The organism is Methanoculleus chikugoensis, from assembly GCF_019669965.1.
GTDB lineage: Archaea > Halobacteriota > Methanomicrobia > Methanomicrobiales > Methanoculleaceae > Methanoculleus > Methanoculleus chikugoensis.
In genome coordinates this window covers 1,478,597-1,504,042 of record NZ_AP019781.1, presented here as the reverse complement: position 1 = coordinate 1,504,042, position 25,446 = coordinate 1,478,597, and the positions used below count along the sequence as shown (strand labels likewise).

The 25,446-nt window shown below is 65.3% G+C and carries 25 protein-coding genes and 1 other RNA gene; 17 read left to right on the top strand and 9 right to left on the bottom strand.

Translation table 11 applies throughout. From position 1 onward, the window contains the following. Positions 1-114: 114 nt before the first annotated feature. The 3 genes from MchiMG62_RS07620 to MchiMG62_RS07610 form a co-directional block, all read right to left on the bottom strand. Entirely contained in the window at positions 115-501 is a 387-nt protein-coding gene (locus MchiMG62_RS07620) for a rubredoxin (RefSeq protein WP_221058703.1), read from the bottom strand. A 159-nt stretch (positions 502-660) separates the two neighbouring features. Beyond that, positions 661-1,092 carry a J domain-containing protein gene (locus MchiMG62_RS07615; protein ID WP_221056446.1) on the bottom strand — a complete coding sequence of 144 codons (432 nt, stop codon included), beginning with the start codon at positions 1,090-1,092 and terminating at the stop codon, positions 661-663. A 6-nt stretch (positions 1,093-1,098) separates the two neighbouring features. Continuing rightward, positions 1,099-1,497 carry a DUF126 domain-containing protein gene (locus tag MchiMG62_RS07610; protein ID WP_221056445.1) on the bottom strand — a complete coding sequence of 133 codons (399 nt, stop codon included), beginning with the start codon at positions 1,495-1,497 and terminating at the stop codon, positions 1,099-1,101. 43 nt (positions 1,498-1,540) lie between these two features. Between MchiMG62_RS07610 and MchiMG62_RS07605 the strand changes: the two genes are divergently transcribed. Beyond that, a complete protein-coding gene (locus MchiMG62_RS07605; protein ID WP_221056444.1) occupies positions 1,541-2,728 on the top strand; it encodes a proteasome-activating nucleotidase in 1,188 nt (395 codons plus the stop codon). A 119-nt stretch (positions 2,729-2,847) separates the two neighbouring features. Here the strand turns inward: MchiMG62_RS07605 and MchiMG62_RS07600 are convergent, their stop codons facing one another. Together MchiMG62_RS07600 and MchiMG62_RS07595 are read right to left on the bottom strand one after the other, a co-directional pair. Then, positions 2,848-3,291, bottom strand: coding sequence for a DUF5804 family protein (locus MchiMG62_RS07600; protein ID WP_054848672.1), 444 nt, complete (start codon positions 3,289-3,291; stop codon positions 2,848-2,850). Positions 3,292-3,770: 479 nt separating this feature from the next. After that, complete coding sequence (locus MchiMG62_RS07595) at positions 3,771-4,994, bottom strand: proteasome-activating nucleotidase (RefSeq protein WP_221056443.1); 1,224 nt, start codon at positions 4,992-4,994, stop codon at positions 3,771-3,773. A gap of 30 nt (positions 4,995-5,024) precedes the next feature. Here MchiMG62_RS07595 and MchiMG62_RS07590 point away from each other — a divergent pair, with 30 nt between their 5' ends. The 9 genes from MchiMG62_RS07590 to MchiMG62_RS07550 all read left to right on the top strand — a co-directional run bounded on the left by MchiMG62_RS07590 (position 5,025) and on the right by MchiMG62_RS07550 (position 13,677). Continuing rightward, positions 5,025-5,543, top strand: coding sequence for a multiprotein bridging factor aMBF1 (locus MchiMG62_RS07590; protein ID WP_342367204.1), 519 nt, complete (start codon positions 5,025-5,027; stop codon positions 5,541-5,543). 315 nt (positions 5,544-5,858) lie between these two features. Next, entirely contained in the window at positions 5,859-6,650 is a 792-nt protein-coding gene (locus MchiMG62_RS07585; protein ID WP_221056441.1) for a 2-amino-3,7-dideoxy-D-threo-hept-6-ulosonate synthase, read from the top strand. A gap of 4 nt (positions 6,651-6,654) precedes the next feature. Then, the gene (locus MchiMG62_RS07580; RefSeq protein WP_221056440.1) at positions 6,655-7,440 is read left to right on the top strand and encodes a 2-amino-3,7-dideoxy-D-threo-hept-6-ulosonate synthase; all 786 of its coding nucleotides are present in this window, start codon (positions 6,655-6,657) and stop codon (positions 7,438-7,440) included. Further along, positions 7,437-8,423, top strand: a complete 987-nt coding sequence (locus MchiMG62_RS07575) for a 3-dehydroquinate synthase II (protein WP_221056439.1) — start codon at positions 7,437-7,439, stop codon at positions 8,421-8,423. Before MchiMG62_RS07580 ends, MchiMG62_RS07575 begins: the two co-directional genes overlap by 4 nt. Before the next feature lie 5 nt (positions 8,424-8,428). Next, positions 8,429-9,253 (top strand): prephenate dehydrogenase/arogenate dehydrogenase family protein, encoded by an 825-nt coding sequence (locus MchiMG62_RS07570; RefSeq protein WP_221058701.1) that lies wholly within the window; start codon positions 8,429-8,431, stop codon positions 9,251-9,253. Then, a complete protein-coding gene (locus MchiMG62_RS07565) occupies positions 9,250-10,044 on the top strand; it encodes a prephenate dehydratase (RefSeq protein WP_221056438.1) in 795 nt (264 codons plus the stop codon). The genes MchiMG62_RS07570 and MchiMG62_RS07565 overlap by 4 nt, the downstream gene beginning before the upstream one ends. Next, a complete protein-coding gene (aroA, locus tag MchiMG62_RS07560) occupies positions 10,041-11,309 on the top strand; it encodes a 3-phosphoshikimate 1-carboxyvinyltransferase (protein ID WP_221056437.1) in 1,269 nt (422 codons plus the stop codon). Before MchiMG62_RS07565 ends, aroA begins: the two co-directional genes overlap by 4 nt. Beyond that, positions 11,306-12,682, top strand: coding sequence for a shikimate dehydrogenase (aroE, locus tag MchiMG62_RS07555; protein ID WP_244987622.1), 1,377 nt, complete (start codon positions 11,306-11,308; stop codon positions 12,680-12,682). The genes aroA and aroE overlap by 4 nt, the downstream gene beginning before the upstream one ends. Beyond that, entirely contained in the window at positions 12,679-13,677 is a 999-nt protein-coding gene (locus tag MchiMG62_RS07550; protein ID WP_221056435.1) for a chorismate synthase, read from the top strand. Before aroE ends, MchiMG62_RS07550 begins: the two co-directional genes overlap by 4 nt. Positions 13,678-14,148: 471 nt before the next feature. Here MchiMG62_RS07550 and MchiMG62_RS07545 read toward each other — a convergent pair whose 3' ends face one another. Then, positions 14,149-14,778, bottom strand: a complete 630-nt coding sequence (locus MchiMG62_RS07545) for a type I 3-dehydroquinate dehydratase (RefSeq protein ID WP_221056434.1) — start codon at positions 14,776-14,778, stop codon at positions 14,149-14,151. Positions 14,779-14,859: 81 nt separating this feature from the next. After that, positions 14,860-15,660 carry a pyrroline-5-carboxylate reductase family protein gene (locus MchiMG62_RS07540; RefSeq protein WP_221056433.1) on the bottom strand — a complete coding sequence of 267 codons (801 nt, stop codon included), beginning with the start codon at positions 15,658-15,660 and terminating at the stop codon, positions 14,860-14,862. Positions 15,661-15,757: 97 nt separating this feature from the next. Between MchiMG62_RS07540 and MchiMG62_RS07535 the strand changes: the two genes are divergently transcribed. After that, on the top strand, positions 15,758-18,277 hold the full coding sequence (locus tag MchiMG62_RS07535; RefSeq protein WP_221056432.1) for a U32 family peptidase: 2,520 nt from the start codon (positions 15,758-15,760) through the stop codon (positions 18,275-18,277). A 76-nt stretch (positions 18,278-18,353) separates the two neighbouring features. After that, positions 18,354-19,022: a triose-phosphate isomerase gene (gene tpiA, locus MchiMG62_RS07530; protein WP_221058700.1), complete on the top strand. Its 669-nt coding sequence runs from the start codon at positions 18,354-18,356 to the stop codon at positions 19,020-19,022. Between the two features lie 205 nt (positions 19,023-19,227). Here the strand turns inward: tpiA and relB are convergent, their stop codons facing one another. After that, positions 19,228-19,782 carry a type II toxin-antitoxin system RelB family anti-toxin gene (relB, locus tag MchiMG62_RS07525; RefSeq protein WP_221056431.1) on the bottom strand — a complete coding sequence of 185 codons (555 nt, stop codon included), beginning with the start codon at positions 19,780-19,782 and terminating at the stop codon, positions 19,228-19,230. 85 nt (positions 19,783-19,867) lie between these two features. Here relB and MchiMG62_RS07520 point away from each other — a divergent pair, with 85 nt between their 5' ends. Continuing rightward, a complete protein-coding gene (locus tag MchiMG62_RS07520; protein ID WP_221056430.1) occupies positions 19,868-20,128 on the top strand; it encodes a hypothetical protein in 261 nt (86 codons plus the stop codon). A gap of 42 nt (positions 20,129-20,170) precedes the next feature. On the opposite strand, the gene rnpB is transcribed toward MchiMG62_RS07520, so the two are convergent. Beyond that, positions 20,171-20,513: RNase P RNA component (gene rnpB / locus MchiMG62_RS07515), an RNA gene on the bottom strand. A gap of 169 nt (positions 20,514-20,682) precedes the next feature. On the opposite strand from rnpB, the gene MchiMG62_RS07510 reads away from it, so the two are divergent. From MchiMG62_RS07510 to arcS, 4 genes are read left to right on the top strand one after another with little or no spacing between them, the layout of a single operon-like run. Then, positions 20,683-21,243 (top strand): flagellin, encoded by a 561-nt coding sequence (locus MchiMG62_RS07510; RefSeq protein ID WP_221056429.1) that lies wholly within the window; start codon positions 20,683-20,685, stop codon positions 21,241-21,243. Positions 21,244-21,272: 29 nt separating this feature from the next. Beyond that, entirely contained in the window at positions 21,273-21,839 is a 567-nt protein-coding gene (locus MchiMG62_RS07505) for a TIGR00296 family protein (protein ID WP_221056428.1), read from the top strand. Between the two features lie 5 nt (positions 21,840-21,844). Next, on the top strand, positions 21,845-23,296 hold the full coding sequence (gene tgtA / locus MchiMG62_RS07500) for a tRNA guanosine(15) transglycosylase TgtA (RefSeq protein ID WP_221056427.1): 1,452 nt from the start codon (positions 21,845-21,847) through the stop codon (positions 23,294-23,296). Further along, positions 23,283-24,917 carry an archaeosine synthase subunit alpha gene (gene arcS, locus MchiMG62_RS07495; protein ID WP_221056426.1) on the top strand — a complete coding sequence of 545 codons (1,635 nt, stop codon included), beginning with the start codon at positions 23,283-23,285 and terminating at the stop codon, positions 24,915-24,917. The genes tgtA and arcS overlap by 14 nt, the downstream gene beginning before the upstream one ends. Positions 24,918-25,446 lie beyond the last annotated feature (529 nt).

Sequence of the window (25,446 nt, the reverse complement as noted above, 5' to 3'; positions counted from 1 at the left end):
GCTGCCGCAAAAATCCGGGATCGTGCCGGAGACCGGATCCCCCTGCAAGCCCGCGGAATACCGGCCGGCACGGTTCGGTTCCGGGAGAGAGGCGGGCGGGCCCCCATTCCCCCGTCAGACGTCCAGGATGGGTTCGAACTGCGATTTGCCGACCGGGCCGTGGAACTTCGTGATCTGCGGATCCATCCCGCAGATCGGGCATACGTAGTCTTCCGGCAGATCCTCGAATGCGGTGCCTTTTGGGTAGCCACGGAGGGGTTCGCCGCGTTTTTTGTCGTAGACGTAGCCGCAGATCTTGCAGACGTACTTGGTCGGCTCCCAGAGTTCGAATCCCCACTTCCCGATCTGTCCTTTTCCGGTTGCGCCGCAGACCGGACATACGTAGTCCTCCGGCAGGTCTTCAAACGCGGTACCCGCCGGAATGCCGCGGTGGGGTTCGCCCCGCATCGGGGAGTAGATGTAGTTGCAGTACTTGCACCGGTATCGTTTCACTTTCTCCATGGGCATCACGTTCACCTCGCGATAATCACCCGGCACGAGGGCGGTCTCACCTGATAAGGTTTCCCGTGATCCGACCGGACCGGCGCAGATCTCCTTCTCTTCTCCGTATCGCGGTGCCGATTGCCCGGGGAGCGGAGAACCGTCCGGTAAAAAAAGTGTTCAGGAGTCCTGCTGCTGTCTGCCGCCAAAGACAGCACGAGAGAGGAGCGACAGGACGAGCATGAAGACGATCAGGACTCCCCCGAGGAAGAGGAGGAGCATGACGCCGATTCTGCCGGTCCAGGAAGCCGGTGCCTGCCCACTCCACGAGAACCCCCGCATCCGGACCGTCTGCCCGTCGGGGTGGTACCGCTGGAACGGGTCATGCGGCCCTGCCGTGCCGCCGCCACGGAGCGCGAGGTCGTAGCGCGCCCGGGCGTCGGGGTCGATCAGCGTCTCGTACGCCTGCTGGATCGCGATGAACCGCTCGCCTGCATCCGGGTCGTGGTTTATGTCCGGGTGATACCGTTTCGCGAGCCTCCGGTAGGCCGCCCGGATCTCGTCGGACGTGGCGTCAGTGGAGACGCCCAGGATCTCGTAATGAGTCTCCACGGCGCCTCACGAAGCCCCGTCGCAGGAGACCTCACCCGAATCTCCGTTCACCGTCACGGTGGTGCCGGGCGGGAGGCTGGAGAACTCCGGCGGAAGGCGGTCGACCAGAGGGATCCCCGCGATGATTGCCCCGACCGCGATGATCGGTTCGGCCTCCGTATTGATGATCGCGGCGGGGGCGAGCCCGTTCTGTTTCAGCGCGTAGATCACGTAGGATCCGACCGTCGAGCCCTTCCCGTACGGGAAGGCCAGCACCCTCCCGGCGACGGATTGGCCTTCGAGCGGGTGGCCGTGCTCGACGACGATGCCGGTTTCGGGGTCGACGCCGGAGAGGAACGATATGGGTTCGGACGAAACGAGGAGTTCTCCGGTTCCGATACCCCTGGATATGCTTCTGCCTTGCATGATCACTCCAACCACATTATAATGTGGTTGGAGAACCAACTATATGAGTGACATGGACGAAACCATTGGCAGCACTCCCGGCAGCGAGCACGATATGCTCACTCTCCAGATCCAGGACCTGAAGGCCCAGATCCTGGACTACAAACTCAAGAACGAGTTGCTGGAAAAGGAGCTTCTGCAGCTCCGGAAAGAGAACGCCCAGTTAAAGCGGGTGCCGCTGTTTGTTGCCGCTGTGGTCGATGTACTTGAGAACGGCGAAGTGTATCTCCGGCAGCAGGGCAACAACCAGGAATACGTCACTACGGTCAGCGAGAAACTCTACCGCACCCTCAAACCCGGAATGAAGGTGGCGGTGAACAACACCCTCTCCATCGTCAAGACGATCGGCAACATCTACGATGCGAGAGTCAGGGTGATGGAACTCGACGAGCAGCCGAGCGTGACGTTCGAGCAGGTCGGCGGCCTGAAGGAGGAGATCGAGGAGGTCCGGGAAGCGGTCGAGTACCCGCTCACGAAGCCCGAGATCTACGAGCGCGTGGGCGTGGAGCCCCCGAAGGGCATCCTCCTCTACGGCCCGCCCGGCACAGGGAAGACCCTGATTGCAAAGGCGGTTGCCCGCCAGTCCCAGGCCCGGTTCATCAGGATGTCCGGGAGCGAACTCGTCCACAAGTACATCGGGGAGGGCGCGCAGCTCGTGCGCGAGCTCTTCATCCTCGCCCGGGAGCGCGCCCCGGCCATCGTCTTCATCGACGAGATCGACGCGATCGGGAGCATGCGCACGAACGACGGGACCTCCGGGAGCGCCGAGGTCCAGCGGACGCTGATGCAGCTCCTCGCGGAGATGGACGGGTTCGACAACCGCGGCGACGTCAAGATCGTCGCGGCGACGAACCGGATCGATATCCTCGACCGCGCCCTCCTTCGCCCGGGCCGGTTCGACCGGATGATCGAGATCCCGCTCCCCGATCACCAGGGAAGGCTCGCGATCTTAAAGATCCACACCCAGCACATGAACATCGGCGAGGACGTCAACCTCGCGGAGGTTTCGCGGCTCACCGAGGGCAAGAACGGCGCCGACCTCCGGGCGATATGCATGGAAGCGGGGATGTTCGCCATCAGGATGGAGCGCGATACGGTCAACAGCGACGACTTCATGAAGGCGATCGACAAACTCTCGGTGGACTTCGATCGCCACCACTTCCACACCACCTTCGGCGAGATGTTCGCCTGAGGGTGCTATCCTTTTTTTAACGATCCCGTTCCCTTCGGGAACATTGCTCTTCCCGTAACGGCACCGGGCAGGTTCCCCGGGGTTGCACGGCCCACTACTCCAGCAGCCCCCCGGTCGCCCTACTCTGCGGGGTACTCCTCTTCGGCGCACCAGACCTCGAGCACCGTATCCTCAGGCTCCGTCCGGTCGGCATACGCCTCCGGCGTCGTGCCTTCGTCCATCCATATGGTGTCGATCATATGGTCGCTGGAGATCCGGTAGAGGCAACGGTACCTCCACGGTTCTGCGGGCATCACGTCCCGCTCGTAGATCTGCCGGGCAAGCCCGGAAGAACAGAATACACCGTCTCCGGGCTCGAAGAGAACCTCCTCGACGTAGCGCTGGATGTACCACCGGAGTTCGGAGACGAGGGCAAGCGCGCTCCCGAGCGACGCCGTTCTGATGCGTATCCCGTATTCCAGCCGGTCAGGCTGATAAAAACGAAGAACGCCCCTGCTGGTCTCGGACTTGAGCAGGGTGGCGTAGAGGTCAACCCCCTCCGACTGAATGAGGAGGACGTTCATTGCATTATTGTGGGCGGGAGAGGTCGATAAGGTTTCCTTTAAGACCAGTCCGGGGCTTCGGCGGTGGAAGCGGGTGGGACATCGCATCCCGGGACAATCTCACTGCAATGCCATCAAGTGTCTGAATTTGCATACCTTTGAAATTCAAAGTTCTGCCCGTCACATGAACGATGCACGGATTCCGAGGGGATATCACGTCTTGGGGGGTGGGGACAGGGGGGGTGAGCCCCTCCCCTGCAACCCTCCCCAATGGCGATAACCACCACGGTCCAGTGTACCGAGATTTTCCATAGTTTCGGCCATTTAATTCGCGGAAAAGCCCGGAAGAAGTTCAAGCGTGCCGACGGTTCACCTGTGCAAATGTGAATAGCCGGAAGGCCCTCGAACATCCCCCTTAGCAACGGAACTTCGCGATGCTCTTTTCCGTACCCCGGCGGCAGGTTGCGGACAAAAAAAAGATTGGTGGAAGAAAGAACCCGTCAGAGATACATGCGGCTGTCCGGCGCCGCCACCTCGCGCTTCACCTTCTTTATCGCCGCGAGGAAGTCTTCGCGCTCGACGGCTTCGGCGTCCCGCCGGATCGCCATCATCCCGGCCTCACGGCAGATCGCCTGCAACTCGGCGCCGGTGGTGTTCTCGGCGAGTTCTGCAACCGCGGGCAGGTCGACGCTCCCGGCGAGCGACATCTTCGCGGTATGAATCTTTAAGATCTCAAGGCGCGCTCCGGCATCCGGCAGCGGAACCCGGATGATCCGGTCGAACCGGCCCGGGCGAAGGAGGGCGCGGTCGAGGATATCGATCCGGTTCGTCGCCGCGACGATCTTGACGTCGCCGCGGTTGTCGAACCCGTCCATCTCCGCGAGGAGCTGCATCAGCGTCCGCTGGACTTCGCGGTCGCCGGAGGTGGTCGAGTCGTTCCGGTGCGCGCCGATGGCGTCGATCTCGTCGATGAAGATGATCGACGGCGCCTTCTGCTTCGCGAGGTCGAAGAGTTCCCTGACCAGGCGGGCGCCCTCGCCGATGTACTTCTGCACCAGCTCCGAACCGACCACGCGGAGGAAGTGTGCGTTCGTCTGGTGGGCCACCGCGCGTGCGAGGAGGGTCTTCCCCGTGCCGGGCGGGCCGTAGAGGAGGACGCCCTTCGGCGGGGAGATGCCGATCTTCTCGAAGAGCTGCGGTTTCGTCAGGGGGAGTTCGACGGCTTCCCGGATCTCCTCGATCTGCGGTTCAAGGCCGCCGATATTCTCGTAGGTCTCCTCCGGGGACTCCACCAGTTCCATGCCGTAGATCTGCGCGTCGTAGCTCGTGGGGAGCACGTCCACGATCGCGAGGGACTGCTGGTTGAGCGTACACCGCACACCCGGTTTGAGGAGATCGGGGTCGATAAGCTGGGACGTACGGACCAGGAATCGCGGTCCTGCGCTGCTTCGCACGATCACGCGACTGTTGTCGATAACGTCGGTAACTGTCCCGATAACGAGAGGGGGGCTTCTGAGCTGTTCGATCTCGCTCTTGAGTTTCCGGAGCTCCCGTTCGTAGCGGATCTTCTGGGTCTCAACGTATCTTTTTTCGGACTCCATCTGGCGGAACTGCTCGCGTAGCTCCAGGTTTCGGTTTTCGAGGTTTGTAATCCGTTCCAGGAGATACTGGTAGATGTCTTCACCGGTATCCTTCTCTGGTGCCTGCCGAGCGATATCTCCCATGGGTCTCCTCGATTAATTATATAGGTTAAAATGAATATAAAATTGTTTGCGAGACTTATGCAGTGCGAACTATGCGGCGTTCCTATCGTGGGACCGTCGAAAACCATACAGATCGAGGGTGCAGAACTCTGCGTCTGCACGCGATGTGCGAAACACGGTACAGAAGTCCAGCAACCGCGGCGAACAGGCGCTCCACAGAAGAGGCCGGGAATTGCCGCCCCGCAGACCCCCCGGAGGAGGGGGCGGGACGTCTTTGACCTGATGGAAGGAGAACTCGTCGACGATTACGCCGACCGCATCCGGGCCGCCCGGGAAGAGAAGGAGTGGTCCACGCTCGATCTTGCGCAGGCGATCAAGGAGCGCGAGATCCTGGTCAAGAAGATCGAGAAGGGCGACCTCATCCCCGAAGACGACGTCCGGAAGAAACTTGAGAAGGCACTCAATATCAGGCTGATTGACTCGACCGAAGACAGCACCTCCACGGGCGGACCCGGCCGGGTGACCATGACCGTCGGCGACGTCATATCGTTCAAGAAGAGCCGGAAATAAGGCAAACCGCCATACTTTTTTCCGCCGGGCCATCTCCCGCCCCGGATCCTTCTCCCGCGTGCAAATCCGGCATATTTTTATACGAGAACACTGTAACGGTACTGCCAATGCGTGGTGGATGTTTTTTCGCCGGTGACCGCTTTTATCTCGGTTAACGAAGTAACCGCCGCGTACGCAGAAGCGATCTGCCAGTTTTCGACAGCCGGTATCCGTAACGTTGGAGCGGCAGCGTTTTATCGCTATTTTACCTGGTTTATCCAGTTTTAATCACTCCCGGAAAGACAGTATCATCAAAATCCGGGGAGGACTATGGGTATGAGAGGAAAAGAGATTCGTCTGGAACGTATTATGGATCGGAACACCGGCAGGACCATCATCGTGCCGCTCGACCACGGGGTGACGCTCGGCCCCATCCCCGGGCTGGTCGATGTAGGGAAGACCATCGACCTGGTCGCCGAGGGCGGCGCGAACGCGGTCATCGGCCACGTGGGGCTTGCGCTGCACGGGCACCGGGGGCACGGGCGGGACGTCGGCCTGATCATGCATCTCTCCGCGAGCACCAGCATCGGACCCGACCCGAATGACAAGGTGCTCGTGAACACCGTCACGAACGCCTTAAAAATGGGCGCCGACGGCGTCTCGGTGCACATCAACGTCGGCGCCGACTCCGAGGCGCAGATGCTCGAAGACCTGGGCAGAGTCGCGGTCGCCTGCATGGAGTGGGGGATGCCGCTCCTCGCGATGATGTACCCGCGGGGCAGGAAGGTCGCGGACGAGCACGACCTCGAGTGCGTCAAACTCTCCGCGCGGGTGGCGGCGGAGCTCGGCGCCGATATCGTCAAGACCGTCTACACCGGCGACCCGGACTCGTTCCGCGAGGTAACGAGAGGATGCCCGGTGCCGGTCGTGGTCGCGGGCGGCTCGAAGACCGATGATCGGGCAATCCTCGACCTGGTCGAGGGTGCGATGGAAGGAGGTGCCGCCGGGATATCGATCGGGAGGAACGCCTTCCAGCACCCGGCGCCCGATCGCCTTATCCGTGCCGCCGCACTGATCATCCATGAAGGGCGGTCGGCAGAGGAAGCAGTTGAGATCTTGAGGACGTGATAACATGATTGGAAAAGAGATCCGCCTCGAGCGGATAATGGACAGGAACACCGGCCGCGCCGTGATCATCCCCATGGATCACGGGTTCACGATGGGCCAGATCGAAGGGCTCTGCAACATGACCGAGACGGTCAACGCGGTGAGCGAGGGCGGGGCAAACGCCATCGTCCTCCACAAGGGGATGGTGAAGGGAGGGCACCGGAAGCGCGGAAAGGATATCGGGCTCATCGTCCACCTCTCCGCGAGCACATCGATGAACCCCGACCCGAACGACAAGGTGCTCGTCTGCACCGTGGAGGAGGCGGTCGCGCTCGGCGCCGACGCGGTCTCGATCCACATCAACCTCGGCGCGCCGAACGAGTCGAGGATGATCGAATCGGCGGGCGAGGTGGTGCGCGACTGCAACCGCTGGGGGATACCGCTCCTGATCATGATCTACCCCCGCGGCAAGGGGATCGATCCCGTATCGCCGCAGTCGGTCGGGCACTGCGTCCGGGTGGCGGAAGAGCTCGGGGCCGATCTCATCAAGACGAACTACACCGGGGATCCCGAGACGTTCCGCCGGATCACCGCCGCCTGCTCGGTGCCGGTGATGATCGCCGGCGGCGAGAAGGGCGGGGATATGGAGACGCTCACGACCATCCGGGACGCGATCGATGCGGGCGCGGCGGGTGTCTGCATGGGAAGAAACGCCTTCCAGCGCGGCGACCCGGCCCGGTTCATCGCCGCGATATCCAGGGTGGTGCACGAGGGCAAAAGCGCGGCCGAAGCCCTGGAGACGGAGCGATGAAGCAGTTCTGGGTTGATATCAGGCCGTGGAGAAAGGATCTCGCGGCGACCGCGATCGAGAGCGGCGCAGATGCCCTGATGGTAGACGACGCAGAACGCGTGCGGGAACTCGGCCGGGTGACGACGATCGCGGAGAACGGTGACCTCGTCACCGGAAAGGACGTCTTCGAGATCGAGATCGTCGACAAGGAGTCCGAGGAGGAGGCGCTCCGGCTCTCCCGCGAGGGCTACGTCATCGTCCGGACGCGGGACTGGACGGTCATCCCGCTCGAGAACCTCGTCGCGCAGTCCGACCGGATCGTTGCGGCGGTCGCGAACGCAGAAGAGGCAAAGGTCGCCCTGACCGTCCTCGAACGCGGGGCGGCGGGCATTCTCCTTGCGACCGACGATCCGGCGGAGATCCGGCGGGTGGCGAGCGTGATCGCCGGCGCCGGCGAAGAGGTTCCGCTCGTCCCCTTCGAGGTGACCCGGATCGTCCCCGTCGGGATGGGGGACCGGGTCTGCGTCGACACCTGCTCGATCCTTGCCGACGGGGAGGGGATGCTCGTCGGCAACACCTCCTCGGCGTTCCTGATGGTCCACCCCGAGACCCTGGAGAACCCCTACGTGGCGCCGCGCCCGTTCCGGGTGAACGCCGGGGCGGTGCACGCCTACATCCTCCTCCCCAACGGAAAGACCGCGTACCTCGCCGACCTCGCGGTGGGGGATAGGGTGCTCGTCGCGGAGCATACCGGCCCGACCCACGAGGCGGTCGTCGGCAGGGTGAAGATCGAGCGCCGCCCGCTCCTCCTCGTCGAGGCGAAGGCCGGCGGTGCAACGGTGAGCCTGGTTCTCCAGAACGCCGAGACGATCCGGCTCGTCAGAACCGACGGGACGGCCGTATCGGTCGCCGCCCTCGCCGTCGGCGATAAGGTGCTCGGCAGCGTCGCGGAGGGCGGGCGGCATTTCGGCGTCGCCGTCAAAGAGACGATCCTGGAGAAATGACAGCAATGCTTGCAGGCATCATCGGCGGCACGGGGCAGATGGGGCGGTTCTTTGCCGGGGTCTTCGAGGCCGCCGGGTGGGAGACGATCGTCTCCGGGACGAAGACCTCCCTCACCAACCGGGATGTCGTGGAGATGGCAGATCTCGTCATGGTATCGGTCCCCATCCGCGCCACTGTCGGGGTGATCCTCGAGGTCATTCCGTTCCTCTCGGAAGAGCAGGTCTTCTGCGACCTCACCTCCCTCAAGGTCGAACCCGTCCGGGCGATGCTCGCCTCCCGTGCGGAGGTGATCGGGCTTCACCCGATGTTCGGGCCGGGCGCCACATCGCTCCGGGGCCAGACGATCGTCGCGACCCCGGCCCGGTGCCGCCCGGAGACCCTTGAAGGGCTCCTCTCCGTCTTCCGCGACCAGGGAGCGGCGATCACCCTCTCGACACCGGAAGACCACGACCGGATGATGGCGGTGATCCAGGGGCTCACCCACTTCGGAACGCTTGCAAAGGCGGAGGCGATCCGCCGGACCGGCGCCGACGTCGGAGAGACCCTCGCGTTCACGAGCCCGGTCTACCGGATCGAGATGGGCCTCGTCGGACGACTCCTCGCTCAGGATGCGGGGCTCTACGGCGACATCCTCCAGATGAACCCGGCCGTGCCGGAGGTGCTCGGCAGGTTCGAGGAGGCTGTCCGGACGCTCCGCGAGATCATCGAGTCCCGGGATGACGAACGGTTCAGGGCGTTTTTTGCCGAGAATGCCGGACACTACGCCTCGTATCTCGCGGCGGCGACGGAAGAGACGGACGACCTCATCAACCACGTGGTGAGCCGATGACCGTCGCAACGCTCGGGCCGGCGGGAACATTCAGCCACGAACTCGCGGTCAGGCTCTACGGGGACGATATCGAACTCCTGTCGACCATCCGCAGCATCATCAAGCGCGTGGCGGCCGGAGGAGCAAAAGGGCTCGTGCCGATCGAGAACTCGGAGGCGGGCGGCGTGGGGGAGACGCTCCAGGGACTGATGGAGTTCGATGTCTCGATAACCGGAGAGGCCTACATGCCCGTCCGGCACCACCTCGCGGCCCGGGGAGATCCCGGACGCCTCTCGGTCGTCTACGCGCACCCGCAGACGCACGAACAGTGCTCCGTCCTCCTCGAGAGCCTCGGGGTGGAGGTCGTGCACACGAGCAGCAATGCGGCAAGCGCGATGGCGATGCAGAAGGACGAGCACGCCGGCGCAGTCGTCTCGGAGACGGCGGCACGGATCTACGGCCTCCCGATTGCCGTCCGGGACGTCCAGAACAGCAGGGAGAACACCACCCGGTTCGTCGAGATATTCGCTCTCCCCCGCGGGAGCGCAGGAGCCACGAAGTGCAGCCTCCTCGTCGATCCCGAACTCGACCGGGTCGGGCTCCTTGCCGATATCCTCGCGGTCTTCGCCCGGCGCGGGATCAATCTGACCCGGATCGAGTCGCGGCCGTCCCGCCGGGGCATGGGGAAGTACCTGTTCTTCATCGACATGGAGATCGCCGCAGGATGGCGGGAAGCAAAGGAGGAACTCAAGAGCATGACCGCCGTCAGGGAACTCGGGTGCTACGCCCGCATGGAGGTGCCGGAGATATGATCGTCAGGGTTTCGCGGATCGGCCCGGTCGACGCAACGTTTCCAGCGCCGCCCTCGAAGAGTTACACCCACCGGGCGCTGATCGCAGGAGCGCTCGCCTCGGGAAGAACGCGGATCGCGGGCCCCCTTCGGGCGGCCGATACGGAACTGACCGCCCGGGGGCTTGAAACCCTCGGGGTGCCGCTCGAGTGGCTGCCGGGGGAGATCGCCGTCGCCGGCTGCAGCGGCACCTTCCCCGCACCGGGAGAGGTGACGATCGACTGCGGGAACTCCGGAACGACGCTGCGGCTCCTCACCTCGGCGGCGCTCCTCTCCCGGCACCCGGTGGTGCTGACGGGGAGCCCGCGAATGCTCGAGCGGCCGGTCGGCCCCCTTGCCGGGGCGCTCCGGGCGCTCGGCGGGGAGGTCGCGTTTGTCGGCGAGCCGGGGTTCCCGCCCATCCGCATCTCCGGCAGGCTCCGGGGCGGGAAGACGGCGATCGACGGGAGCATCAGCAGCCAGTTCGTCTCGTCCATCCTGATGGCGGCGCCGTACGCGGACGAGGATGTGGAACTCACGCTCCCGGCGGCCCCGGCCTCCCGGTCATACCTCGACGTGACCGCGGACGTGATGCTCGGGTTTGGTGCGCATATCGAGCGGCGGGGCTACGACTGGTTCCGGGTGGAGAGCGGTAGAGCCTACCGGGGGAGGGACTATCCTGTCGAGGGCGACTACTCCTCGGCCTCCTACCTCTTCGCGGTCGCGGCCGTCTGCGGCGGGAGGGTCGCGGTCACGGGCCTGAACCCGGCGTCCGTCCAGGGCGACCGCCGGTTCCTCGACGCCCTCGAAGCGATGGGGTGCCGGGTGACCTCCGGCACCGACGCGGTGACGGTGGAGCGGACGGGCGATCTCGAAGGCATCGAGATCGATATGTCCTCGTCCCCCGACACCGTCCAGACGCTTGCGGCGGTGGCGGCGACGGCAGGGTCGCCGACGAGGATCACGGGAACGGCGCACCTGCAGTACAAGGAGAGCGACCGCGTCGGGGTGACGGCGGAGACCCTCCGGCGGATGGGTGCGGGAGTCGAGGTCACGGAGGACTCCCTCACGATCACGCCCGCGCCCCTCCACGGGGTGGCCGTCGACCCGCACGACGACCACCGGACAGCGATGGCGTTTGCCGTGCTCGGCCTCGCGGTCGGGGGGATGGCGATCCGTGACCCCGCATGCGTGGAGAAGTCTTTTCCCGGGTTCTGGGAGGCGCTCTACGGGGAGGGGCTGCTGTGAAGGTCGCCCTTATCGGTTTCCGGGGGACCGGGAAGACATCAGTCGGGCGGATCCTCGCGGATCGCCTCGGGCTGCCGTTCTACGACACCGATGCGCTCGTCGAGCGGCGGGCCGGGATGCCGATCCCGGAGATCTTTCGCCGGGCCGGCGAGGCGCACTTCCGCGCCCTTGAGCGTGAGGTTGTCGCGTCGCTCAGGGATGTGGAGGGCGTGATCGGAACCGGCGGCGGGGCGGTATGCGACCCGGCAAACGTCGCCGATCTCCGGCGGCAAGGCAAGATCTATCTCCTCACCGCACCGCCCGGAACCATCGTAAACCGGATCGCCGGGAGCGACCGGCCGGGGCTGACCGGTCTCCCGCCGGAGGAGGAGGTGCGCACGCTTCTTCTCCGGAGAAAGAAGGCCTACCTCGGTGCGGCCGACGTCTGCATCGATACCGGGAAGCGCACTCCGGGAGAGGTCGTGGATATGATCGTCCGGGAGCAAGGATATGGGAATGTGACCGCACGCGAAGACGCAAAGACGCGAAAGCATGAGCGCGATGCTCTCCTTGAGCGATTCGGGCTCACGGCCGTCCGGGATATGCTCGAACGGAATCCGGGTCTCATGGTGTGCGGCATCGCCGGGAACCCCTGCGCCCACAGCAGGAGCCCGCTCCTCTACAACCGGCTCTTTGAACACTTCGAGATGAACTATCACTACACTCGCTTCGAGTGGCCGGATGCGGGAGTCATCATCCGCCTCGCAAACCTCCTCCCCCTGAAGGGCTTATCCGTCACCATCCCGTTCAAGGCCGATGTGATACGCGATCTGGATGAAGTCGACGAGCACGCGGCAGCGATCGGGGCGGTGAACACCGTCGTCCGGTGCGGAGGGAGGATGTACGGCCACAACACCGACTGGCTGGGCGTCAGGACCCCGCTCATCCACCGGCGGGGCGGGCGGGCGGTGGTGCTCGGCGCCGGGGGCGCGGCGGCCGCTGCGGTCTACGCGCTTCGTTCGCTCGATATGGAAGTCACGGTGCTTGCCCGGAGGCCGGAGGCGGCGCGGAAGCTTGCCGAGCGCTTCAAGTGCCGGTGGGGAGTACTGGAAGATTTTAGGGGGAGCGACGCCGATGTTGTGGTACACACGACCCCGGTCGGGATGGAGCCCGACACCCGGAGCCTGCTTGCCGCGGACGACCTCGAGCGGAAGACGACCGTCTTCGACCTCGTCTATACGCCGCCGGAGACGCCTCTCATCCGGGCGGCGAGGGAGGCCGGGTGCGAGACGATACCCGGCACGGAGATGTTCGTCTACCAGGCAACGGAGCAGTTCCGGCTGATCACCGGAATTGCGGTCACGCCTGAACTGGTGCGGGAGATGCTTGCATGAACACGTTCGGAAGGAACTTCAGGTGCACGACGTTCGGCGAGAGCCACGGGTTAGCAGTGGGCGCGGTCGTCGACGGCTGCCCGCCCGGCATCCCCCTCACGGAGGCGGATATCCAGCCTTACCTCGACCGCAGGCGGCCGGGGAAGAGCCCGCTTGAGTCCGGGAGGCAGGAGACCGATCGGGTAGAGATCCTCTCAGGGGTTTTCGAGGGGCGAACGACCGGCGCCCCGATCGCGCTTCTCGTCAGGAACCGGGACGTCCGGTCGAAGGACTACGACGCGCTCCGGGACGTCTTCCGGCCGGGCCACGCGGACTACACCTGGCAGGCGAAGTACGGGCTCCGCGACCACCGCGGCGGCGGGAGGAGTTCGGGTCGGGAGACCCTTGCCCGGGTCGCCGCCGGGGCGGTGGCGATCCGATGCCTCGAACCCTGCGGCATCGCGATCCGGGGGAGGGTTCTCGAAGTGCACACCGCGACGGAGCCAGAAGCGATGGAAGCAGAGATCCGTGCCGCCCGCGATGCCGGCGACTCCGTGGGCGGGATCGTCGAGGTGACGGCGGCCGGGTGCCCGGCGGGGCTCGGCGACCCGGTCTTCGGGAAACTCGACGCCGCGATCGCCGGGGCGATGATGGGGATCGGTGCGGTGAAGGGCGTCGAGCTCGGCGAGGGGTTCGGCGCCGCCCGGTTGCTCGGAAGCGAGATGAACGACCAGATAGGCGAAGCCGGGTTTTTGAGCAACCGTGCGGGCGGCGTCCTCGGCGGGATCAGCACCGGGCAGGATATCGTCGTCCGGCTCGCCGTCAAGCCGACGCCCTCGATACGCAAGGCACAGCAGACCGTCGATATCGCCGGGAAGGGACGGGAGATTACGGTCGAAGGACGGCACGACCCCTGCATCGCGCCGCGGATCGTCCCGGTCGCGGAGTGCATGCTCGCGATGGTTATCCTGGATGCGATGCTCGAACAGGCGAAGTACCGGGAGTTTGGGGAGTAAAATCGAGGGGCAGGGCAGTCCCTTTAGGGAAGGGCTTTAGGGGTCCTGCCTTGCGAGGTATCGCTATCCCTGTGGAATCGAGATTGCTAGGCCAACGGATATCAAGTAAGGCCCGATGCGGTGGACCGTGGGGGTATCGCCATTGGGGGAGGGGCTGACGGGGAGGGGGGAGCATCCCCCCTCCCCTGTCTCCACATCCTAAGGAATTCCTGTAACCCCCACCCCGCCCGGCCTCCGGCCTCCCCCCCGCCCCCGGGGGCGGGGGCAGTGCGTGGCGATATCCCCTGGTAAGCCATTTTACGGGACCGGAGGGAAAACCGTCTTTCGATTACGTTAAACAAACGTGAACCTATGGCAGTCAAGAGCGTGGCGAGCACACCCACACCCTCAGCGCTTGCACACTCACCGTTTTGCCGAACTCAACTCGAAATTCACTATCTTCAAAAGCCCACCCCACCCCGGGCCTCCCCCTCACTTCAGCAGATCCGCAAGCTGCCGCATCTCCCGTATGTGGTACTGCCCCTCGGCCGTCGGGGTGCCGGCATGGCAGAAGGTGAACTCCGACCCGAAGAGGGGCAGGACTGCGCGGGCGTAGCGGAACTCGGCGCCCATGATACTCGTGCAGATGGGTTTCTGGGCCTGGTGGGTGAAGAGGACGAGTTCGAAGAGGTCTTCCCGGGTTTTAGGGCGCACGACGATCTTCGGGATATCGCCGTATGACCGGAGCATCTCCTCGATCCTCCCGAGCTCCGGCTGTGTGGGCATCTCGTTTGTGTGGAGCGACGCAAGGATCTGGACCCCCTGACTCTTGATGAACGGCGCGTGATCCCGGTAGCGCGCTTCCACGTCCACGATATCGACGTATCGCGCTATCGGCCCGACAATCCGGGCCCAGATGTCCGCGTCGCCGACAAACCGGCCTCCCTCGTCCCTGCTCCTGAGTGTGGCGATCAGCGGAATATCGGTCTTCTCCCGGATCGCATGAACCTGGTCCAGCAGATCCCCCTCCATCCTGTCAAGCCTGATCTCGATGAACGTCGGGTTGTACCCCGTCACCTCGTCGATAGCGGCGGCATTCTCCACAGAGACGACGATCTTCATAGTTACCGGATGTATTCCCGCCCTATCACTTAAAAGTCTGCCTGCGGTCGCCCGAAGATCGGGAGCGGTCCCGGCCCGCCGTCACTTCCCCACCGCACCGTAGCGTTCCAGCATGGCGGCGACCGCCTCGTCGAAGACCTCCGGCAGCCGTTCCCGGAACCCCCGGACGCCGACTTCCGTGACGCCGCCGCCGGTCGCGACCCGCCCGACCAGGTCGCCGGGGGTCTCGCCGGTCTCCCGGAGGTAGGCGGCCGTAGCTGCGGCCGTCTCCGTCGCGAGCGCGAGCGCCTGTTCCGGCGTAAGACCGCTCGCACGAACCGTCGCGCCCGCAAGTTCCTCGATGATGGCGGCGAACAGCCCCGGCCCGCAGCTCGAGAGTATGGTGGCCGCCGGGAGTTCTTCCTCGCCGACGAGCATCACATTCCCGATGGCCGAGAAGAGCCCCTCCACCCGGAGAGCGTCGTGCATGCCCACCTGCCGCCCATGGCAGATAAGCGTCGTCCCCTGCCCGACCGTGGAGGTGATCGTGGGCACGACCCGGGTGACCGAGCCCGGAAACATCCCCTCGATCTCCGCGAGGCCGATGCCTGCGGCGAGCGAGACGATATGCTCGTCACCGTCCATCACGGGGACGATCTCGCTGAGGACTTCTTTTGTCTCCTGCGGCCTGACGGCGAGGACGATCGTGCGGCACTGCCGGGCGAGTTCCCGGTTCGTTGCGGCGATGCCGATGCCGGGCCATGCTGCGGCGCAGGCATCCCGGCTCTCCCGGCTCCTGGACGTAACCACGACCTCATCGATGCCGAGAACGCCGGACGAGAGAAAACCGTTCACCAGCATGCTGCCCATGTGCCCGTAGCCGATAATTCCTATGCAATCCATACACAAGCCCCTCTCCAGATTGCTCTCCTGCCCGAAAAGGATACCCGCTTCGTCCGGGGTGGGTATATAGGCCGTCGAGGCGAACGGTACGGAACAGATGCCGCACGATCATCATCAGATGTCCGGGTCGCCGGAACTGCTTGCGCCGGCCGGGTCGCCGGAGGCCCTGGCCGCGGCGGTTGCCGCCGGTGCCGATGCCGTCTACCTCGCCGGGCAACGGTTCGGGGCCAGGCACTACGCGGCGAACTTCTCCGACGAGGAGCTCGAATCCGCCGTCGGTTACGCGCACCTCCACGGTGTCAGGGTCTACGTCACCGTAAACGTCCTCGTCCGGGACGCCGAACTCCCCGGCGTCGCCCGCTATCTCCTCCACCTCTACGAGCTCGGGGTCGACGCCGTCCTGGTGCAGGACATCGGGGTGGCGGCGCTTGCCCGGGAGATCGTCCCGGACCTCACACTCCACGCCTCGACCCAGATGGCGATTCACAACCGGGAGGGCGTGGCGCGGGCGGCACGGGAGGGGCTCTCCCGCGTGGTGCTCGCCCGGGAACTCACGCTAGCCGAGATCGAGGACATCGCGGCCGATGCGGAGGCGCGGGGGATCGGGATCGAGGTCTTCGCCCATGGGGCGCTCTGCTACTGCTACTCGGGCCAGTGCCTCCTCTCCTCGGTCATCGGGGGACGGAGCGGGAACCGCGGGATGTGCGCCCAGCCCTGCCGGAAGCCCTACCGGCTCGTGACCGCCGCGACGGACGAGTACGGGCGCCCGAAAGACCTGCGGGCAAGGCCCGGATCGGACCGTTACCTGCTCTCGACCCGGGATCTCTCGGTATACCCGCGCCTCGGCCTCCTTGCACGCGCACCGGTGGCCTCGCTCAAGATCGAGGGGAGGATGCGCTCGGTGGAGTACGTCGCCACGGTGACGGACATCTACCGGCGTGCTCTCGACGCGATCGCCGCCGGGGAAGACTGGTCGCCCTCGCGGGAGGATATGCGCGACCTTGCGCTCGCGTTCAACCGGGAGTTCACGGAGGGCTACATTCTCGGCGCCCGCGATATCATGGCACGCGACCGGCCCGGGAACCGGGGCGTCCCGCTCGGCACGGTCACCGGCTACGACCCCCGGAGGCAGGAGGCGACCGTGCGCCTCACCGGCGATCTCGTGCCGCGTTCCGGTGACGGGCTCGCCTTCTGCACCGACGATCCCGACCGCGACGCAGGAGCGGTCGTTCGCGGCACCCCCCCTGTCCGCTCCGGCACGGTGCGGCTCTCCGTCCCCGCACCCGTCGATGTCGGCGCCCGGGTCTTCCTGACGAAGAGCGCGGATCTCGAGGAGCGGGCAAAGCAGATCATGAAGAGACACCTGCAGCCGCTGCTGCTCGACGTAACGGTCGCCTGGGAGGAGGGGACGCCCTGCCTGGAGGCGGTCGTCGACCCGGACGGCGGCGAGCCGCTCCGGGTGCGCTACCGCTCCGACCTTGCGATGGAGCCGGCACGGAGCCGGCCGCTCACCGGGGAGCAGATCGCGGAGCAACTCACAAAGACCGGGGGAACCCCGTTTGCGATCCGGAACCTGACGCTCCGCTACCCCGGCGGGCTCTTTAGCCCGCTTGGGGAGTTGAACCGGGTCCGGCGGGCATTCCTTGGGAGGGTCGAGGAGTCGGTGCTCGCCGCACGGCGACCCGGGGAGGATGCGGTGCGGGCGGCCCGGGAACGGGCCGGGACGGCTATCGCCGGGCTGCAGCGGACGGCAGGCGCTCACCGGAACCCCCGGCTTCCGTCGGTCTCGGTCTACACCGACACCCTCGAGGGTGCGGAGGCTGCCGTCCGGGGCGGCGCCCGCACCGTCTACCTGGAGGTATGCGCTCCCGGCATCTTCGAGGAGGCCGCCGCCGTCTTCCGGGAGGGGGGTGCGGACCTCGTCTGGAAATGGCCGTCGGTCACCCGGCGCACCTTCCTCGACGCGGCGACTCCCCTCCTCCCGTCGCTCTACGATGCGGGCGTCCGCGGGGTGATGGTGAGCGGGCTCGGTGCTGCCGATGCGGTGCGGCGGGCCGAACCCCGGATGGCGCTCTACGGCGCCGCCGGGCTGAACCTCTGGAACCACCGCACCGCCGCGGAACTCGCGCCGCTCTTCCTGCGGTGCACGGCATCCCCCGAACTCCCGGCCGACGACCTTGCCGGGCTTGCGGCCCTGGCCGGGGATATCCCCGAACTCGAGGTGCTCGTGCAGGGCAACGTCGAGGCGATGGTGACCGAGGACAGGCTCGCGGCGGCGGTCGCCGGAGAAGGGTTCCTGGGCATCCAGGACGGGCGAAACCGCGTCTTTCCGCTCCGGTCCGACAGCGAGGGGCGGACCTACATCGCAAACGCCGTCGAGACCTCTCTCATCGACCGCCTCCCCCGGATCGCAGGGATGGGGATCGACGCCGTCGCCATCGACGCACGGGGACGGGGGCCTCGCTACGCAGCGGAGATGACCCGCCTTTACCGGGCGGGAATCGACGCTGTGGCCCGGGGGGAGACCGGCGCCCTCCCCGGGCTCAAGGACGAGATCAAACGGCGGGCGCTCGGAGGTATCACCGGCGGGCACTTTGTTAGGGGGATTGAGGAGTAAGGGGCGTCGTCGGCGGCCGCCCCCGGCATCAGAGTTAATATCAGGTGGAGCAACCTATCAGGCAGACGTGATGAATATGGATTCCCCGTTCATTCTGGTCAATCTCAAGACCTATCAGGAGGGTATGGGCCACAACGCTCACCGGATCGCCGCTGCGGCCGAGATCGTGGCAAAAGAGAGCGGAGCCGTCATCGGCATCGCGCCGGCCTTCACCGAACTCCACCCGATGAGCCACCACTACGCGATACCGGTCTACGCCCAGCATATCGATGCGATTACGCCCGGCGCCCATACCGGCCATATTCTCCCCGAAGCCGTCCGGTCGGCGGGCGCACGGGGCACCCTGATCAACCACTCCGAGCGCCGCCTCACCCTGGCCGACATCGACGCCTGCGTCCAGGCTGCCCGGAGGCTCCACCTCGAGTCGGTCGTCTGCACGAACAACGACGCAACGAGCGCCGCCGCCGCAGCCCTCCGGCCCGACTACGTGGCAATCGAGCCCCCGGAACTGATCGGGAGCGGGGTCTCGGTCTCGAAGGCCGACCCGGGGATCATCGAGCGGTCGGTCAACGCCGTTCGGGCGGTGAACCCGGACGTGAACGTCCTGACCGGGGCGGGCATCCAGTCGGGCGAGTGCGTGAAGATCGCCGTCGACCTCGGAACATGCGGCGTTCTCCTCGCCTCAAGCGTGGTCAAGGCCGACGACCCCGAAGCGGTTCTCCGGGATCTGGTCTCACTGCTCTAGAAGGGTCTTCACGGTTAAGGGCTTTCGAATCGGACTCCACATCCTTCGTGTGAGGTGCGCGAGGTAGAGGATAGAAGCAACGGCAGAGTCTCATGCGAAGACCCGATTTGGCTATGAGCAACTCCTCTTCGCGTCTTTCGCGCGAGACCTCGCCGCTGTCCCCGTAAACTATCTCACGCGAAGCCACGAAGAACCGAAACAAGTGTCACGTAATCAACGATATCAGGTCGTGCTTGGTGATCACACCCCGCACCTTCCCCTTCTCGATGACGATGACCGCGTGGTTGTGGTGCAGGAGGTGGACGACCGTATCGATCGGCGCCGTCGGGGGAACCGTCGGGAACCCGGGCTCCAGATAGTCCCGCACCAGTTTCCGGTGCGTCTGGTGGAGTCCTCCCTCCTCCATGGCGTTCATGATCGCCGACTCGGATATACACCCGACGGGCACCCCGTTCTCAAGCACCGGCAGTTGGGAGATACCGTTCTTGCCCATGATCTCGACGGCGCGGCCGACGGGTTCGTCCTGGCCGACGGAGAGCACGGGGGTGTGCATCACGTCGGCCGCCGTGACCGCCGAGTGCTCCGCTGCGCGCAGGACTTCCACGATCTTGGCGAGCGTGCTCACCCTCGGGTCCACGCTCCCCGCCTCGATCCGCGCGACCATGGACTGGCTGATTCCGGCCATACGGGCTACATCAGCCTGCTTTAAGCCCATCCGGAGCCGTTTTTCCCGCAGTTCCGCCGGGGTGGGTATCTCCATCTTATTACTATAGGTAATTTTTTTACATATATATTTGCCTGTAGGCACTGAAGAGGTTAATATACCCCCGGGCGCATGAGAGAGTATGCCCATAACGGAGGAAGAACAGCAGGCCGTCCTCGCGAAGGTCAGGGATATCCTCTCGACCTACCACACCCGGGAAGCCGTCCGGAGCGGACTGGAGTCCATCGGGTTCGTGGTCAGAGCGGAGCACGGCGACGTCGTATCCCTGGAGAACGCGCCCGCCGAGATCTTCGTCCAGATCTTCATAAACGAGCGGGACGACGTCTTCGATTCGCACGTCGTGACCTTTGAGGAGATTGACCTGAGACCGCGGGGCGGCTGAGGCTCCATAACGGTTTCATCGAAAAGAGCTCGCGATTGTGAAGAGTGGGAGGAGTAAGCCTCCTTCTGTTCTGTGCGGCATTCAGCTACGCGCCATACCTGAGCGGATACCAGACGATCCATATGCCCGATTCTGGCTTGCACCCGCAGGGATTCACCGTTTCATCGTTTCCCGCCGCTACGTTCAACGAGTTGCGCGGAAACCCGCGCCGCTCGCCCCCGGACGGGGGCTCGATCGTTTCATCACTGACGGCGGGCCGTGTCGTTTCTGTGTCATTGCCGTGACTCTCGCCACCCGCACTTGCATGCGGCTGCGTGTCTGGCCGGTGGGAGGACTTTCCTCAGCGGCACAAACATATGCCACCGTCGGCCGCACTCTCCCTCTCCCATACATTATTTCACCCGGGAATATATACCCGTGCGGGTGCTCCGCCCGGGTTCACCCCCAACCGCCGGAAATAGAACCAATCCATGGGCGTTTCAGGATCGGCCGCGCATACCAGAGACAGAGATAAATTTTTATACCCGTTCCAGGGTCTTACCATTGGCGTTACCATGGGGGGAAGCGAAGTTCACACACACCTGGAGCTTGCGGCAATCTTTGCGGCATTCGTCGCGGTCACCACACTCTTCTCGCTCGTCTCGTTCGGGGCGAACGGCATGAACAGCGGCTCAACGCCTGATTCGGATATATACCCCGTCTGCACCGCAGGCGAACCGTGTCTCGAACCGGTCGGGGAGGTCACCGGCTCCTCGTCGGTTCCGGGGCTCTCCGGGATCTACGTCGATACCGTCGCCGTCCGCATCGCCCATACCGGAAAAGGCGATCCGGTCGACCTTGCCCGGGCCACCGTGACGGTCATGGCAGGGACCTACCTCGAGATCCTCGCCCCGTCCGGAGACGTCCTCCCGCAACCGGGGACGTGGTCGGCGGCAACGTCCGGGGGCGACAACCTCCTCGGTGCCGGGGAAGAGTGCACGATCCGCCTGTGCCTCGACCGGCCGATTCCTGCGGGCGAGACCCTGACCGTTCTGGTGCGGCCCGAGGGCAACGCGCCCTGCTCCATCACCACTTCGCCCGGTGCTCCCGCTTCCTCTTCTCCCGAGAAAGACTAAAAGTATTCAATATCATACAACCCATTTTGATGGAAATGCTGACCCCGGAAGAAGGCAGAACGGCAGTTCGACTGGCACGGAGCGCCATCGAGAACGCCGTCGACGGCGAACGGATGGTGCTGCCCGATCCCCCTGAGGTCTTCAGGGATAAGCGCGGCGTCTTCGTCACGATCAAGCGGCAGGGACAACTCCGAGGATGCATTGGCCTCCCCTACCCGGTAAAACCGCTCGGTGACGCGATCGTCGAGGCGGCAGCATCGGCGGCTCTCGAGGATCCCCGGTTTCCCCCGGTATCGCGGTCGGAACTCGACGACCTCGATCTCGAGGTGACGGTGCTCACGCTTCCCCGGACGCTCGACTGCCCGCCACAGGAGCGCCCCGACCATGTCGAGGTCGGGAAGCACGGCCTGATCGTCAGCGGCCTCGGGAGAGGAGGTCTCCTCCTCCCGCAGGTCCCGACCGAGTACGGCTGGAGCAGCAGAGAGTTCCTCGACCAGACCTGCGTCAAGGCCGGGCTCCCGCCCGGGTGCTGGAAGCGCGCCGATGTCGCCGTGCAGACGTTCGAGGGGCAGATATTCGAAGAAAAGGCGGTTTAACCCGAATGGCAATTACGTTTGAAGTCATACACAAAGATATCGCGGGAAGGGTCGGCAAACTCAGGGTGAACGATAAAACGGTCCGGACGCCCGCGCTCCTCCCCGTCGTCAATCCCCACCTCCCCCTGGTCACCCCCCGCGAGATGCGGGAGATGGGCGTCGAAGCGCTGATCACGAACGCCTACATCTTCAGGCGGAGCACGGAGTACCGCGACCGGGCGCTCGCGGAAGGGCTTCACGGCGTCCTCGACTTCGACGGCGTCATCATGACCGACTCGGGCTCGTTCCAGCTCTCCGTCTACGGGGAGGTCGAGGTGAGCAACCAGGAGACGCTCGAGTTCCAGCAGGCGATAGGAAGCGATATCGTCGTCCCCCTGGACATCCCCACCCCGCCGGACGCGGGGAGGGAGAGGGCGGCACGAGAACTCGGGATCACGATGGAGCGGATCCGGGAGGCACAGGCCCTCTTCCCCGACGCGAACCTTGCCGGGCCGGTGCAGGGCGGCATCTTCACCGACCTCCGCGAGGAGGCGGGCCGGGCCGTCCGGGACCTCGGCTTCACCTTCGCTCCCGTCGGGGCCGTGGTGCCGCTGATGGAGAGTTACCGCTACAAAGAACTCGTGCAGGTCGTCCTCGCGGCGAAACGCGGCCTCTCACCGGCGACTGTCGTTCACCTCTTCGGCGCAGGCCACCCGTCGATGTTCGCCCTCGCCGTCGCGATGGGCTGCGACCTCTTCGACTCGGCCGCATACGCCCTCTTCGCGCGGGAAGGACGCTACATCACCCCGCACGGGAGTTTCAAGATCGACGAACTCGCAGAACTCCCGTGCGCCTGCCGGGTCTGCCGCTCGATGACCGCCGACGAGCTCCGGAAGTCCGACGATCGGGAGCGGCTGCTCGCCCTCCACAACCTGCACGTCACCCTCGCGGAGATCGCCCGTATCCGGCAGGCGATCCAGGACGGGACGCTCTGGGAACTGGTCGACGAGCGGTGCCGGAGCCACCCGCGCCTGCTCGACGGCTACCGTGAACTCCTCGCCCGCACTGCGGAACTCGAACGCGACGATCCCGTCTCCAAGCGGCGGTTCTTCTACCGGGGTTCGGAGACCTGCCGGAGAACGGAGGTGCTCCGATTCCACGAGGTCATCCCCCGCATCCCCCTCGGCGAGCAGGTGCTCATCTCGTTCGACGGGCAGGGTGCGCCCGGGTTCGACACCCTCCTGAACTTCAAACCACCCTTCGGCCCCTACCCGGTGGAACTCGCGGAGACCTTCCCGGTAGGCCAGAGCGAGGTCCCGGAATGGGACGACGATATGGTCAGGTCGGGGTGCGTAGGTATCCGGGCGCTGATGGAGGCGCACCCGGAGAGCCGGTTTGCCGTCCGGTGCGGCGAGGAGTGGGCGAGCCTCGTCCTCGAAGAGGTTCCGGGTGCGGAGGTGCTCCATGAGCAGGTATGAGGCGCAAAAACGCGACGGCCTCGCCCGGATAGGGTTCTACGAGCACGAAGAGGCGAGCGTATCCCTCCCGGCCGCCCTCGATACGGACGTCCTCTTCCCCACGCTCCGCGACCGGGCTCTCTCGAACGTCCCGCTCTCCATCGACCCGGCGTTCGTGGAGAACTACTTTTGTCCCGGCGAGGGGCAGCCGGTGGCCGTCCACCCGCTCGCCGCCTCGGCGGAGTCCGGGGACTGCGTCATGGTCGCGAACTGGCATACGGCAGGGAAGAACCCCCGGAATTATGCGGGATGGCTTGTTGCCTTAAAAGAGAAGATCCCGCCGGATACTGCGTGGTACGCCCCGGCTGCGGCGCTCCCCTCGACCGCCTGCCTCCTCATCTACTCGGGCTTCGACCTCTTCGACTACCGGGGGGTCGACCTCGCGTCTGCGCAGAAGAAGTTCTGCCTCCCCGAAGGCGAGTTCCCCGCTTCACTGATGGAGACCGGGGTCTGCGGGTGCGAGGGCTGCCGGGAGGGCGACCTCGCGTGGCACAACCGCCTTGCGCTCGACCGCGAGATTGCCCTCGTGCGGCACTACGTCGAGGCGGGCAGGCTCCGGGAACTGATGGAGGTCCGGTGCCGCACGGATGCCGCACAGGTCGGCATCCTCCGGTTCCTCGACCGCAACTACAAACTCATGGAGCGTTCCCTCCCGGTGGCGCGGGCGGTGCCGATGCGGGCAAACACCTCTGAATCGCAGAACCGGGCGGAAGTCCGGCGGTTCGCCGACCGGGTGATCGAGCGGTTCGTCCCGACCAGAACGGACGTCGCGGTTCTCCTCCCCTGCTCGGCGAGGAAGCCCTACTCGCTCTCCCGGAGCCACAAACTCTTCATGAATGTCGTGGACCGAAGGGCGCACGAACTGATCGTCACCTCGCCCCTCGGTCTCGTCCCGAGAGAACTCGAGCGGATCTACCCGGCGGGTCACTACGACGTGCCGGTGACCGGTTACTGGGACCGTGAGGAGTGCGCGTTCATCGCCGATATCCTCGCCCGCTACTTCGCCGCGCACCCCTACCGGCGGGTGATCGCCCACCTCGACGGCGGCGCGCTCACGGTTGCCGAGATGGCGGCGGAAGCCTGCGGGATCGACCTCGAGGTGACCTCTCAGGGGCACCCTACGGCGCCCGCCTCGCTCCGGGCCTTGAACGACGCCCTCGAAGGCGAGCGGCGGATGCAGACCGACACCATCCGCGGCACGGTTTCCTGGCAGTTTGCGACCGATATCAACACCAGAGGCCTCCAGATCCGGGGGAGGAGCATGCAGATGGCGGTTCTGCGTGGGAAGCAGCAGCTCTTCAGCATCGATCCCGGGACCGGGCTCTTCCGCCCGACGTTTGCGGGATGGGACCTGATCCCGGAGGGTTACCGGGTCAGGATAGACGAGTTCGTGCCGCAGGGCGATGTCCTCGCGCCGGGGATCACGGACTGCGACCCCCGGATTCGGGAGGGCGACGAGGTGCTGGTCGAGGGCCCGCTCGCGATCGCCACCGGCCGGGCGATGATGGGCGCGGACGAGATGCTCCGGTCGAAGCGCGGGGTCGCGGTGCGGGTGCGGAAGGTGAAGAAGATCGGAGAGTGAGCGAGCCCGGGGGTTCGCTTCCCCCTGGGCTCATGTTTTGTGGCGGTTGACCCTGAGATCGCTACAGGGCGTCGTTTTTCGCGCCTGCGACATCAGGTAACACAGTCTAGCGAGTATAGAGCCCGGTACAGTGGACCGTGGTGGCTGCGCACCTTAGGTGCTCGTGCTCCTGCCCTTCGGCCAGTCGCATATCGCCATTGGGGGTGGCGGCTCGCGGGGAGTGCGAGCGCAGCGAGCTCGAGCACCGTTAGGTGCGAGGTGCGACGTTCCGGAGGAACGGAGCTCGACCACCGTCAGGTGGGGAGGGGGAGCATCCCCCCTCCCCTGTCTCTACCCCAGAAGGCTATACCTGTGCCCCCACCCCGCCCGGCCTTCGGCCTCCTCCCCCGCCCCGAGGGGCGGGGGCAGTGCGTGACGATAGCCGATGGAAATCCGTATACGGCTCTTCTTCAGCATCTCCCATGCAGTGGACCGTGGGGGTATCGCCACTGGGGGTGGGGCCGACGGGGAGGGGGTTCCCCCCCCCCCC